Origin of the sequence: Actinocorallia sp. B10E7 (assembly GCF_039871655.1) — a bacterium.
Lineage (GTDB): Bacteria > Actinomycetota > Actinomycetes > Streptosporangiales > Streptosporangiaceae > Actinocorallia.
In genome coordinates, this window is the sequence record NZ_JBDPLZ010000010.1 from 116,278 (window position 1) to 129,460 (window position 13,183).

At 73.5% G+C, this 13,183-nt stretch carries 6 protein-coding genes; 5 read left to right on the top strand and 1 reads right to left on the bottom strand.

Annotated features, from left to right (window positions below; all coding sequences use genetic code 11):
* Positions 1-123 precede the first annotated feature (123 nt).
* Positions 124-513, bottom strand: a complete 390-nt coding sequence (locus ABGB12_RS28520) for a nuclear transport factor 2 family protein (RefSeq protein WP_347682562.1) — start codon at positions 511-513, stop codon at positions 124-126.
* Positions 514-769: 256 nt separating this feature from the next.
* On the opposite strand from ABGB12_RS28520, the gene ABGB12_RS28525 reads away from it, so the two are divergent.
* The 5 genes from ABGB12_RS28525 to ABGB12_RS28545 all read left to right on the top strand — a co-directional run bounded on the left by ABGB12_RS28525 (position 770) and on the right by ABGB12_RS28545 (position 13,177).
* A complete protein-coding gene (locus ABGB12_RS28525; RefSeq protein WP_347682563.1) occupies positions 770-3,676 on the top strand; it encodes a BTAD domain-containing putative transcriptional regulator in 2,907 nt (968 codons plus the stop codon).
* 361 nt (positions 3,677-4,037) lie between these two features.
* Positions 4,038-5,393: a helix-turn-helix domain-containing protein gene (locus tag ABGB12_RS28530; protein WP_347682564.1), complete on the top strand. Its 1,356-nt coding sequence runs from the start codon at positions 4,038-4,040 to the stop codon at positions 5,391-5,393.
* A 58-nt stretch (positions 5,394-5,451) separates the two neighbouring features.
* Positions 5,452-6,504: a beta-ketoacyl-ACP synthase III gene (locus ABGB12_RS28535; protein WP_347682565.1), complete on the top strand. Its 1,053-nt coding sequence runs from the start codon at positions 5,452-5,454 to the stop codon at positions 6,502-6,504.
* A 43-nt stretch (positions 6,505-6,547) separates the two neighbouring features.
* Positions 6,548-6,781, top strand: a complete 234-nt coding sequence (locus ABGB12_RS28540; protein WP_347682566.1) for a phosphopantetheine-binding protein — start codon at positions 6,548-6,550, stop codon at positions 6,779-6,781.
* A 108-nt stretch (positions 6,782-6,889) separates the two neighbouring features.
* Positions 6,890-13,177, top strand: a complete 6,288-nt coding sequence (locus ABGB12_RS28545; protein ID WP_347682567.1) for an amino acid adenylation domain-containing protein — start codon at positions 6,890-6,892, stop codon at positions 13,175-13,177.
* The last annotated feature ends 6 nt before the right edge of the window (positions 13,178-13,183 follow it).

The following is a 13,183-nucleotide window of genomic DNA, read 5'->3' on the forward strand; positions in this document are numbered from 1 at the left end:
GATCCTCCACGGCGTGGTTCCACCTCGGACCGAGATCCTGCTGATCCGGCAGCCGAAGTGGGGTGAGATCTGGACTTTGCTCGGCGGGCATCTCGAACCCGGCGAGACGCTCGCGGCCGGGGCTCAGAGAGGGGGCGGGGTGAAGTAGAAGCGGCGGTAGCCGAGAAGGAGCCCGTCGTCGGACAGGGTGAAGAAGTCGGCGAAGTCGACCGGGGGCGCGGGGGAGCGGCGGGTCAGCCGGCCCATCACCGCCACCGCGTCGCCCTGCGCCACGACCTTGTAGACGTGGTGGCGGGAAGAGGGGCCCGCGAGCGGCGCGTGCAGGTCGAGGAGCCGGCGGCGGCCCTGGCCGTGGGGAACGCCCGGGTGGTTCACCTGGGCGTCGTCGGCGAAGAGCGAGCCGTAGGCGTCGAGGTCTCCGTCGTCCAGATAGCGGTAGGAGAGCAGGACGTGGTCGACTCCCGCGGCGGTGGCGGCCGTGCTGGGCAGGGGGTGTCCGGTCGGGCGGCTCATCGGTTCTCCTCACGGAGCTGGCGGGGCTGGGACGGCACGGGACTGTCAGGGCCACTGTCCGCCGAAGGCTTGACCTTTCCCTATCCTCCGGCTATCCCGAGGTCGTCCGTCCGCGGTGACGCAGCCCTGCGGGGGATTGGAAACCGCGAGGACACGCGCTTTTAATCTTTCACCATGGACAGGTTTTGGTTATTTGCCTACATTGATCTTGGAGTAGCGCCTCCGTCTTATTCCTGAATAGCTGGGAGGGCACCCCATGCGCGAAACGTCGGCGAGTGGGACAGGGCCGGAGCGGCTGGCGTTCGGCATTCTCGGCCCCCTTCAGGTGCAGGGGCCGGGCGGCCCGGTCCGGATTCCACCGGGCCGCCAGGAGACCATCTTCGCCGCGTTCCTGCTGGAGGCGAACCGGGTGGTCAGCACCGACCACCTCGTCGACCTGATCTGGGACGAGGACCCTCCGGACACCGCGCGCACCCAGGTGCAGATCTGTGTGTCCCGCCTCCGCAAGACCCTCGCGGAGGCCGGCATCACCGCGGTCATCGCGACCCGCCCGCCCGGCTACCGGCTGGAGACCGGCGACGAGGAGCTCGACCTCACCGTCTTCAACCGGACGGTCGGCGAGGCGAGGGTGCTGGTGAAGGAGGGCCGCGCCGCCGAGGCCGCCGAACGGCTCCGCTCGGTCGTCGGCCTGTGGCGGGGCCCCTGCCTGAGCGGTGTCGCCAGTGAGGCGCTGCGGACCAAGGCGCTGCGGCTCGACGAGGACCGGCTCGCGGCCATCGAGACCTACCTGGAGCTCGAGCTCGGCCTCGGCCGCCACCACCAGCTCGTCGGCGAGATCGGCCGGCTGGTGCACGAGCATCCGCTGCGGGAGCGGCTGCGCGCCCAGTACATGCTCGCCCTGTACCGCTCGGGCCGGCAGGCCGAGGCGCTGGAGGCCTACCGCGCGGGCCGGGACCTGCTCATCGAGGAGCTCGGGCTGGAGCCGGGCGAGGAAGTGCGGCTGCTGGAGACGGCGATCCTCGCCGGCGACCCCGCCCTGCAGGCCGACGCGCAGCCCCGCGAGCCGGCCGCCGAGCCGACGCGGCGGGTGCCGGCCTACCGCGAGGAGAAACCGCACCAGCTCCCCGCGGACACCGCCGACTTCGTCGGCGACCCGGGCCTGACCGGCGAGGTCGCCGACGCGCTCGGCGCGGGCGGGCGGGCGGTCCCCGTGGTGATCCTCGTCGGCAGGCCCGGCGTCGGCAAGAGCACGCTGGCCACCCACATCGCGCACCGGCTGGGAGACGAGAAGTTCCCCGACGGCCAGCTCTACTGCGACCTGCGCGGGACGAGCACGGAGCCGGTGGCCGCGCAGGAGGTGCTCGGCCGCTTCCTGCGGGCGCTCGGCATCCCCGGGACGGTGATCCCCGACTCGCTCGACGAGCGTGCCGAGATGTACCGGACCCTGCTGGCCACGCAGCGGACGCTGGTGGTGCTGGACGACGCGGCGGGCGAGTCGCAGATCGCGCCGCTGCTGCCGGGGTCCGGGAACTGCGCCATGCTCGTGACGAGCCGGGCGCGGCTCACCGGGCTGCCGGGGGCACGGCGTTTCGAGCTCGACGTCCTGGACGTCGAGCAGTCGATCGACCTGTTGCGCCGCGTGGTCGGCCCGGAGCGCACCGACCGCGAGCCGCAGGCCGCCGTCGCGCTCGTCCGGGCGGTGGGCGGGCTGCCGCTGGCGCTGCGGATCGTGGCGTCGCGGCTCGCGGCCCGGCCGCACTGGTCCCTGGCGTCGATGGTGCAGCGCCTCGCCGACGAACGGCACCGGCTGGACGAGCTCGCGCACGGCGAGATGACCGTCCGCGCCAGCCTCTCCCTCACCCACGACGGGCTGTCGGCCCAGCACCGCCGGCTGTTGCGGCTCCTCAGCCTCGCCGACGGTCCGGTGCTGCCCGGCTGGCTGGCGGGCGCGCTGCTGGACGACGACCGGCCGCGCCCCGCTGACCTGCTGGAGTCCCTGGTCGACGTGCAAATGCTCGACGTGGTCGCGGTCGAGCCGACGGGAGAGTTCCGGTACCGCTTCCACGAGATCATCCGGATGTTCGCCCGCGAGCAGCTCTCCGAGCACGACAGCCCGGCGGCGCGGCGGGCCGCCGCCGAGCGGGTGACCGGCGGCTGGCTCGCGCTCGCCGAGCAGGCCCACCGGAAGATCTACGGCGGGGACTTCACCGTCCTGCACGGGCGGGCGCCGCGCTGGCGGTTCCCCGACGGGTACGCCGCCGAGCTGCTCGCCGATCCGCTGGACTGGATGGACCGGGAGCACGTCAACCTCGTCGCCGCCGTGGACCAGGCCGCGCAGACCGGGCTCGACGAGGCCTGCTGGGACCTGGCGACCACCCTGGTCAGCCTGTTCGAGCCGCGCGGTTACACCGACCTGTGGGAACGCACTCACCACAGGGCGTTGGAGGCGGTGCGCCGCGTCGGCAACGAGCGGGGCACGGCCGCGCTGCTGGCCTCGCTCGGCACGCTTCACCTCAACCGCAGGCAGCCCGACCTGTCGCGAACGTACCTCCAGGAGGCGCTGGCGCTGTTCGACCGGCTGGACGACCGGCACGGCGCGGCGCTCTGCCTGCGGGACCTCGCCCTGCTGGAGCGGCTGTCGGGGCGGGACGATCGCGCGCTCGAGCTGTACGAGTCGTCGATGCGGGACTTCGAGCGGGTCGGCGACATCGTCGGCAGGGCGATCGTCCTGACGCAGAGCGTGCCGATCGTCGACCGGCGGGGGGAGGGCGAGCGGGCCCTCCACCAACTGGAGGAGGCGCTGGTGATCTACCGCTCGGTGGGCTACTCGGGCGGTGAGGCCCGCGCGCTGCGCAGGCTCGGGCAGACGCTGCTGCGGCGGGGAGAGGCGGTGGAGGCCGAGGGCAAGCTCGCCGAGGCGCTGGCGCTGGTGCGCGCGGGCGGCGACCTGATCGGCGAGAGCCATCTGCTGGGCAATCTGGCCGAGCTGCACCTCGCCCTGGGGCGGCCGGAACGCGCCCGGCCGTTCCTGCTCCAGGCACTGGCCATAAGAGAGCAGATCATGGACGCCGACGGGGCGGCGGCGATCCGCCGTGAACTCGACGGCCTCCCGGAGGTCCCCGGAGGATCGGACCCCCTGAGGGTCGCGCTGCCGGAGCGCTGAACGCGGTCCGGCAGAAGGGGAGCGCCCCGGCCGGGAGCGGGGCCGGGGCGCTCGGGGGAGTCGTGTGCGTCGGGAGAGAAGGTCAGTCCCACGGGTCGCTGGAGGCGGGGGCGATCAGCGGGGTGCGGGCGGTGGCGGTGGCGGGGGCGACCATCGGGTCCTCTTTTCTCATCTCCTGACCTGATGAAACGAAGATAAGAAAAGGGGGAATCCCCGGATTATCCCTCTCCTTATCCCTGGATTATCACGGGCGGCTCCGTGCGCTATCGGCGGCGATAGGCGGTGTGATGCCCGGTGAATAAGCGACCCCGGAGTATGGGCGGCAGCAAGACCGGAACCCGAGGAGAAGGGTGATCGTCGAATGGCCGTTGACACCGCAGCCGGCGCTGGAGCACTGCATTTCGGCATGATGGTGCGCCGGCACCGGATCCGCATCGGACTGACCCAGCGCGAGCTGGCCGACTTCTCGACCATCAGCGTGCGCGCCATCCGCGACATCGAGCAGGGCAGGGCCAGGCGCCCGCGCACCGACACCGTCCGGCTGCTCGCCGACGGGCTGAGGCTCGGCCCGCGGGCCCGCGCGGCGTTCGAGACCGCCGCCAACCGGGGGATGGCCGGCCGGGCGCTGAAGGAGGGCTTCCGGGCGGAGCCCCCCGGACCGCCCGCGGTGCTCGACCCCATCGTCGGTCGGGAGAGGGAGGCCGCGGTGATCGAGGACGAGCTCGGCTCCGGCGCGGAGCGCCTCGTCACGATCGTCGGCCTCGGCGGGGTGGGCAAGACCCGCCTCGCCGTGGAGGTCGCCGGACGGTTGCGCGCTACCGCCCGGTTCCCGGTGCTCTGGTACACGATGCCTGGATCATCGGCGCGGACCGGCGGCGACCTCGTCGGCGGCGACTTCACCGACGTCACCCGCGGCTGCGTCGAGGACGTCTTCGGGTCCGGCGACGGGCAGGGGGTCGGGGCCTTCGCCGAACTGGCGGGGGACGGGCCCGCGCTGCTGGTCGTCGACGGCCTCGGCAGGCCGGAGCCGCGGCCCGACCGGCTCGCCCGTCTCCTGAGGGAGTGTCCCGACCTGCGGCTGCTGGTCACCGCCGACGAGCCGTGCGGCGTGCGGGGGGAACGGCAGTTCCTGCTGGCCCCGCTGGAGGCACCGGGCCCGGACGGCGACCCCGCGGACGCGCCCGCCGTCCGGCTGTTCCACGCCCTCGCCGACCGCACGGCCCGGCGCGCCCACCGGGCGCCCGCCGAGACCGCGCTCGCCGCCGAGATCTGCCGACGGCTCGACGGGGTGCCGCTCGCCCTGCGCGCCGCGGCGTCCTGGCTGCTGATCTACGACCTGGAGACCCTGCTGCGCTGCCTGGCCGCGGGCCCCGCCGAATTGCTCGACCACCTGGCCGGGACGGACGGCGACTCGGGGCTGCGCGAGGCGCTGGAACGCTGCGTCGGCAGGCTCCCCGCCGCGGACGCGGAACTGCTGGCCGTGCTGTCGGCGGGCGACGGCGGCTTCAGCCTCGACGACGTGGTCGCGCTCACCGGGCGGAGCCTGCCCGCCAGCGGGCGAGTCGTGCGCGACCTTCTGCTGCGCGGACTCGTCCGGACCTCGCAGGAGCCGGGGAGGCCGCCGTTCCGGGTCCTGGAGATGGTGCGCGCGACTGCTGCGCGAATGCCGGAACAACTGCCGTTCGGCGCGCCGCGCCGGGTGTCCCATGGGCTCTGAAAACGCCGCGAAACCCCCTAACACCACCGAACACCGCCAGCACACTGGAGGAAGAACCGTGTCATCAGGTCAGGCCGCGACGGCGGTCATCGCGGGGATAGGCGCCTGCCTTCCCGAGCGGATGGTGAAGAACGAGGAGGTCTCCGCCCGGCTCGGCCTGACGGACGACTGGATCCGCGACCGCACCGGCATCGAACAGCGCTACGTCATCGAGCCGACCGGGGCGACGTCCGACCTCGCGGTCGGCGCGGGCCGCCAGGCGCTGGACTCGTGCGGGAACCCCGGCGTCGACTTCGTGCTCCTCGCCACGTGCACCCCCGACCAGACGTTCCCCGCCACCGCCCCGGCGGTGGCCGCCCGGCTGGGTCTCAAAGGGGTCCCGGCCTTCGACGTGAACGCCGCGTGCTCCGGCTTCATCTACGCGCTCACCATCGCCTCGTCGATGATCCAGACCGGGGCGTTCCGCTCCGGCCTGGTGATCGGCGCCGAGGCCGTCACCGCCTCCGTCGACCCGCACGACCAGATCACCGCCCCGGTGTTCGGCGACGGCGCGGGCGCGGTGGTGCTGCGCCGCGGCGGGCCGGGCGAACCCGGCGCGGTGTTGTCCCAGGTCATGGGCAGCGACGGCGACCTCCTCGACATCCTGGTCACCCCCGCGGGCGGCTCGCGGCAGCGCGCCGCCGGAGTGCCGACCGACATCCCCGAGAGCTACCTGAGGATGCAGGGCCGGCTGGTCTACAAGTACGCGGTCAAGCACATGACCGCGGCGTCCGAGACCGTGCTGGCGCAGACCGGCTGGAAGCCCGAGGACGTCGACTGGCTCGTCGCCCACCAGGCCAACCGCCGGATCCTCACCGCCACCGCCAGGGCGATCGGCGTCCCCGCCGAGCGCGCCGTCGTCAACGTCGACCGGGTGGCCAACACCTCGGCCGCGTCGATCCCGCTCGCCCTCGTGGACGCGATGGGAGAGGGCCGGCTCTCGCCCGGCGACCGGATCCTCTTCTGCGCCTTCGGCGGCGGCATCACCTGGGCCGCGGCGACCCTCGTCTGGCCCGACCTCCCGCCCGCGGCGGCCCCGGTTCCTCCGGTGCCCGTGGCGTCCGCCGTCTGAGACCCCCGCAAGACCGAGAAAGCGAAAGAAAAGGAGAACACCCATGAACGCGACCCTCGACCGAGTCAACGCGCTGGTCCTCAAGGCCGTGCCGGAGCTGAAGCCCGGCTTCGCCCCGTCCGACTCCTTCGCCGACGTGCTGGACATCGACTCGCTCTCTGTCGTCGAGATCATGACCAACGTCGAGAAGGAGTTCGGCTGCGACTTCGAGGACGAGGACATCATCCACGTTCAGAACGTCCAGGACATCCTCGACATCCTCCAGCGCGAGCAGTGACCCGGACGGCGCGGTGTCGCGGGATCCCCGGACCCCGTGACACCGCCGCCGCGCCCTTCCCCTTCCAACACCGCAGTGCCGTCCTGACTCTTCCGTGAAGGAGCCCCCATGTCCGCGCCTGCCGCCGCGGGAAGACCGCTGAACTCCGCGCAGTCGGGCGTCTGGTACGCCCAGCGTCTCCACCCGGACACTCCCGTCTTCAACCTGGGCGGGTTCGTGGACATCCGGGGACCGCTGGACGCGGAGCTGCTCCGGACCGCGATCGCCCGGGCCTCCGCCGAGGACGATTCCCTCGGCCTGCGGTTCGCGGAGGTCGACGGCGCGCCCGTGCAGACCTTCGGGCCGGTGCCGGCGACCGTCCCGGACCTGGTGGACGTCGGCGCGGAGCCCGACCCGGCCGCGGCCGCGCTCGCCGCCATGCGGGCGGACATGGAGACCGTCACCGACCTCGAGAACGGCCCGCTGCACCACGACCTCGTCTTCCGGCTCGGCCCCGGGCACCACCGCTGGTACACCCGGACCCACCACCTCGTCCGGGACGGCCACACCATCACGCTGCTGTGCCGCCGGGTCTCCGAGCACTACCGGGCGCTGCTGGAGGACCGCGCGCCCGCCCACCCGCTCGGATCGTTCACGCGGCTCCTGGACGCCGGGGACGACTATGCGAACACCGACACGCCGGCCCGGCGCAGGGACGCCGCCTACTGGCGTGCCCACCTCGACGGCGCGGCCATGCCCCCGCTCACCGGAGGGGTCCCCGAACGGCGGATCGTCCGGGAGATCCTCCAGCTCGACGCCGCGGAGTTCGCGGCGCTGCGCGGGTTCGCCGAACGCGCGGGCGTGGCCTGGCAGCAGGCGCTGCTGTGCGCCGCGGTCCTGCACCGCCACCTGTGGACCGGCGAGACCGACGTGCTGCTCAGCCTCGCGGTGCCCGGCCGGCTCATCCGCAACGCGGCGGGCATGACCGCGAACATCCTGCCGCTGCGCTGCGAGGTCGACCCCGCGGAGCCGGCCGTGCGCCTGGCCGCCAGGGTCGCGGAGCTCGGCGCGAAGGCGCAGTGGCACCAGCGCTACCGCACGGACGACCTGCTGCGCGACCTCGGCTGGTGGGAACGGGGGGTCCGGCAGTTCGGGCCGATGGTCAACATCCTCACCGACGCCGAGGAGTACCCGTTCGGCGAGGCGACCGGCACCAGCCATCTGATGTCGACGGGAGGAACCGCCGACGACCTCTCCCTCACCGTGAGCCGGGGCGAGGCTGGCGGGCTGCGGGTGGACGTCACCCTTGACGCCGCCCACCGGGCGGACCTCGCCGCCTACGGGCGCGCCTTCACCCGGGTGGTCGCCGCGCTCGCCGCGCGGCCGGACGCCCCGGTGGGCGAACTGGACCTGCTGACTCCACAGGAGCGGACGCGGGTGGTGCGGGAGTGGAACGCCACGGGCGACTCCTCCGCCGCCGAGGCGGCCCTGCCGGAGCTGTTCGAGGCCCGGGTCAGGGAGCGCGGCGACGCCGTGGCGCTCGTGTGCGGCTCGGAACGCGTGTCGTACGCGCGGCTGAACGCGCGGGCGAACCGGCTGGCACGGCATCTGGTCGCCCAGGGGGTGGGGCGTGGCGGGCTGGTGGGGGTGCTGCTGGAGCGGGGGGTCGACTTCGCGGTGGCGCTGCTGGCGGTGGTGAAGACCGGTGCCGGTTACGTGGTGCTCGACCCCGACTTCCCCGACGCGCGGTTGGCCGCGGTGGCGGAGGGCGCGGCGGTCTCGGCCGTCGTCTCGCGCTCCGCGCTCTCCGGCCGGATCCCGCACGTCCGGCCACTGGTGTGCGTGGACGAGGCGGTGCTCGCGGAGCAGCCGTCGGACGATCTGGATGCGCCGGTCGATCCGGGTGACGTGGCGTGTGTGATGTTCACGTCCGGTTCGACGGGGCGGCCGAAAGGGGTGGTGGCTCCGCATCGGGCGTTGGTGGGGTCGTTGGTGGGTCAGGTGTATGCGCCGTTCGGTCCGGGTGCGGTGTTCCTGCAGTGTTCGCCGGTGTCGTGGGATGGGTTTTCCCTGGAGTTCTGGGGTGCTCTGCTGTTCGGCGGCCAGTGCGTGCTGCAGCCCGGACAGCGCCCGGAGCCCGGTCTGATCGCGTCGTTGACGGCAGAGCACGGTGTGACGATGCTCCAGCTGTCGTCGGGGCTGTTCAACGTGATGGCCGATGAGTATCCGGCTGTCTTCGACCACGTGAAGACGGTCTTCACCGGGGGCGAGGTGTCGTCCGGGGCCCATGTGGCGCGGGTGCTGGGCCGGGGGAGCGGGGTGGTGGTCGCCAACGCCTACGGCCCGGCGGAGTCGATGGGGTTCTCGACGGTGTTCGAGGTTCCGGAAGGGTTCGGCGGGGGCGGGATCCCGATCGGGCGGCCGATCGGTAGCAAACGGGCTTATCTGCTGGACCACCGGTTGTGTCCGGTGCCGGTGGGCGCGGTCGGCGAGGTGTACCTCGGCGGTGTCGGCCTCGCCCACGGCTACTTGGAGGCGGCCGGACTCTCCGCCGGTCGGTTCGTGGCCGACCCGTTCGCGGGAGACGGTTCCCGGCTCTACCGCACCGGCGACCTGGCCCGCTGGCGGGCCGACGGGACCCTGGAGTTCGCCGGGCGCGGCGACGACCAGGTCAAGGTCCGCGGTTTCCGGGTCGAGCCCGCCGAGGTCGAACGCGCCCTGCTGGACCTCGACGACGTCGCCCAGGCCGCCGTGATCGCCGTCCCCGACGGCGGCTCGCTGCGCCTCGTCGGCTACGCGGTGCCGGCCGGGGACGCAGCCCTCGATGGACGCGAACTGCGGCACCGGCTGCGCGGCCGGCTGCCCGAACACCTGGTGCCCTCGGCGGTGGTGGTGCTACCCCGGCTCCCGCTCACCCCCAACGGCAAACTCGACCGCCGCGCCCTGCCCCTGCCGGAGACGGCGGCCGCCCCCGGCGGACGGCCGCCGCGCGACGCCCGCGACGAGATCCTCTGCGGCCTGTTCGCCGAGGTGCTCGGTGTGCCCGAGGTGAGCGTCGACGACGACTTCTTCGACCTCGGCGGCCACTCCCTGCTCGCCGCGAGGCTGGCCGCCCGGGCACGCACCGCGCTCGGCGCCGAACTGACGATCCGGGACGTCTTCCAGCGCCCCACCGTGGCCGCGCTGGCCGACGGGCTCCGCGAGGCCGGGGGGTCCGCGCCGCCTCCGCTGACGGCCGCCGCGCGTCCGGAGCGGTTGCCGCTGTCGTACGCGCAGCGCCGGCTGTGGTTCGTCGCCCGGATGGAGGGCGCCTCCGCCACCTACAACGTCCCGCTCACCGTCCGGCTGGACGGCGAACTGGACGTCGCGGCGCTGCGCGCGGCCTTCGGTGACCTGGCCGCCCGGCACGAGCCGCTCCGCACGGTCGTCGAGGCCGACGAAGGCGAGCCGTACCAGCGGATCCTCGACGACCCGGAAGTGGCGTTCGAGCACATCCCGATCGCCGCCTCGGACCTGGAGGCCGCCCTCGCCGCGGCAGCGCGCAGGCCGTTCGACCTGGCGGCCGAGCCGCCGCTCCGGGTCACCCTGTTCGACCTCGGCGACGGCGCGTACCTGCTCCTCGTCCTGCTGCACCACATCGCCACCGACGGCGAGTCGCTCCAGCCGCTGTTCGGCGACCTCGCCGCCGCCTACACCGCGCGGCGCGAAGGACGAATCCCCGACCTGCCGCCGCTGCCCGTCCAGTACGCCGACTACGCGATCTGGCAGCGGGCGGCGCTCGGCGACCCCACGGACCACGCGAGCACGGCGGGCCGGGAACTCGCCTACTGGCGCGAGACCCTCGCCGGGCTTCCCGAGGAGCTGGACCTGGCCCTGGACCGGCCGCGCCCGCTCGTCGCCGGGACGGAGGGCGGCGCGGTCCCCGTCGCACTCGGCGCGGACCTCGGCCGCCGCGTCATGGAACTGGCTCGGGCCGAGCGCGCCACGCCGTTCATGGTGCTGCAGGCCGCGCTCGCCCTCACCCTCACCCGGATGGGGGCGGGCGAGGACGTCCCGATCGGGTCGCCGGTGGCGGGCCGGTCCGCAGACGGCCTCGCCGGGCTGGTCGGATTCTTCGTCAACACGCTGGTGCTGCGCACCGACACGTCCGGGGACCCCGCCTTCCGCGAGCTGCTCGCCCGGGTCCGCGCCGCCGACCTCGACGCCTTCGCCCACCAGGAGCTCCCGTTCGACCTGGTGATCGAGGCGCTGAACCCGGTGCGGTCGCTGTCGCGGCACCCGCTGTTCCAGGTCTGCCTCGGCCTGGAGCGGGCGGCGGGCGTCGCGCCCGACCTGCCGGGCGCGCAGGCTGGCCCGGGGACGGTGGCGCACAGTGGAACCGCCAAGTTCGACCTGGAGTTCCTGCTCTCCGAGGACGCCGGGGGCGTGGGCGGCGCGGTCCTCTACCGCACCGACATCTTCGACCGCACGACGGTCGAACGCCTGGTCGCGACGTTCCTGCGGGTCGTCGGGCAGGTGACGGCCGATCCGGAGCTGACCGTCGGCGAGGTCGACGTCCTCGGCGCCGAGGACCGGTCGCGGATGGTGGAGGAGTGGAACGCCACGGGCGACTCCTCCGCCGCCGAAGCGACCCTGCCGGAGCTGTTCGAGGCTCGGGCCAGGGAGCACCGCGACGCCGTCGCCCTCGCCTTCGGAGCGGAGCGGCTGACGTACGGCGAGCTGAACGCGCGGGCGAACCGGCTGGCGCGGCATCTGGTCGCCCAGGGGGTGGGGCGTGGCGGGCTGGTGGGGGTGCTGCTGGAGCGGGGGGTCGACTTCGCGGTGGCGCTGCTGGCGGTGGTGAAGACCGGTGCCGGCTATGTGGTGCTCGACCCCGACTTCCCCGACGCGCGCCTGGAGCTGGTCGCCGCCGAGGCCCGGGCCGCCGCCGTGGTGACCCGCGCGTCGCTGGCAGCGCGCCTGGCGGGCCCGGCGGTCCTTGTCGACGACCCCGGCGTCGCACTGTTCGCCGCGGACGATCTGGGCGTCGCGGTCGATCCGGGTGACGTGGCGTGTGTGATGTTCACGTCCGGTTCGACGGGGCGGCCGAAGGGGGTGGTGGCTCCGCATCGGGCGTTGGTGGGTTCTCTGGCAGGTCAGGTGTATGCGCCTTTCGGTCCGGGTGCGGTGTTCCTGCAGTGTTCGCCGGTGTCGTGGGACGGGTTCTCCCTGGAGTTCTGGGGCGCTCTGCTGTTCGGCGGCCGGTGCGTGCTGCAGCCGGGGCAGCGTCCGGAGCCGGGTCTGATCGCGTCGCTGACGGCCGAGCACGGTGTGACGATGCTCCAGTTGTCATCGGGGTTGTTCAACGTGATGGCGGACGAATACCCGGAGGCCTTCGACCACGTCGAGATCGTCTTCACCGGGGGCGAGGTGGCCTCCGGAGCCCACATCGCGCGGGTGCTGGGCCGGGGGAGCGGCGTGGCGGTCGCCAACGCCTACGGCCCGGCCGAATCGATGGGCTTCTCGACGGTGTTCGAAGTACCGGAGGACCTCGGCGTGGGCGCTGTCCCGATCGGACGGCCGATCGGCAACAAACGGGTCTACCTGCTGGACCACCGGTTGTGTCCGGTGCCGGTGGGCGCGGTCGGCGAGGTGTATCTGGGCGGTGTCGGCCTCGCCCACGGCTACCTCGGCTCCGCGGGTCTCTCGGCGGGCCGGTTCGTGGCCGACCCGTTCGCGGATGACGGTTCCCGGCTCTACCGGACCGGTGATCTGGCCCGTTGGCGGGCGGACGGGACGTTGGAGTTCGCCGGGCGCGGCGACGACCAGGTCAAGGTCCGCGGTTTCCGGGTGGAACCCGCCGAGGTCGAACGCGCCCTGCTCGCCCACCCCCACGTCGCCCAAGCGGCCGTGACCGCCGTGAACGACGGAACGTCGCTGCGCCTCATCGGCTACGTGGTGCCCGACGGAGACACCGACCTCGACGGCCGGGACGTCCGCGACCTCACCCGCCGGTCCGTCCCCGAACACCTGGTGCCCTCGGCGGTGGTGGTGCTGCCCCGCCTCCCGCTCACCCCCAACGGCAAACTCGACCGCCGCGCCCTGCCCGTCCCGGAACGGGCCGCCGCCCCCGGCGGGCGCGCCCCTCGCGACGACCGCGAACGGACCCTGTGCGCGCTGTTCGCCGAAGCCCTCGGCGTCACGAGCATGAGCATCGACGACGACTTCTTCGACCTCGGCGGCCACTCCCTGCTCGCCGCACGGCTGACCGCCCGGATCCGCACCGCCACCGGCGCGGAGCTCACCATCCGCGACGTCTTCCAGGCGCCCACCGTGGCCGCCCTCGCCCAGCTCATCCCGGCCGGGGACGCCCCCGCGCCGGCGCGCAGGACACGCCCCGCGCTGCGCCGCAGGACCACCTCCGGAACCCTTCTGTAGATCACG

Excerpts from the sequence above, each read along its gene's own strand:
- ABGB12_RS28530 (WP_347682564.1), top strand. The coding sequence starts at position 4,038 with ATGGCCGTTGACACCGCAGCCGGCGCTGGAGCACTGCATTTCGGCATG.
- ABGB12_RS28545 (WP_347682567.1), top strand. The coding sequence starts at position 6,890 with ATGTCCGCGCCTGCCGCCGCGGGAAGACCGCTGAACTCCGCGCAGTCG.
- ABGB12_RS28520 (WP_347682562.1), bottom strand. The coding sequence starts at position 513 with ATGAGCCGCCCGACCGGACACCCCCTGCCCAGCACGGCCGCCACCGCC.
- ABGB12_RS28525 (WP_347682563.1), top strand. The coding sequence starts at position 770 with ATGCGCGAAACGTCGGCGAGTGGGACAGGGCCGGAGCGGCTGGCGTTC.
- ABGB12_RS28540 (WP_347682566.1), top strand. The coding sequence starts at position 6,548 with ATGAACGCGACCCTCGACCGAGTCAACGCGCTGGTCCTCAAGGCCGTG.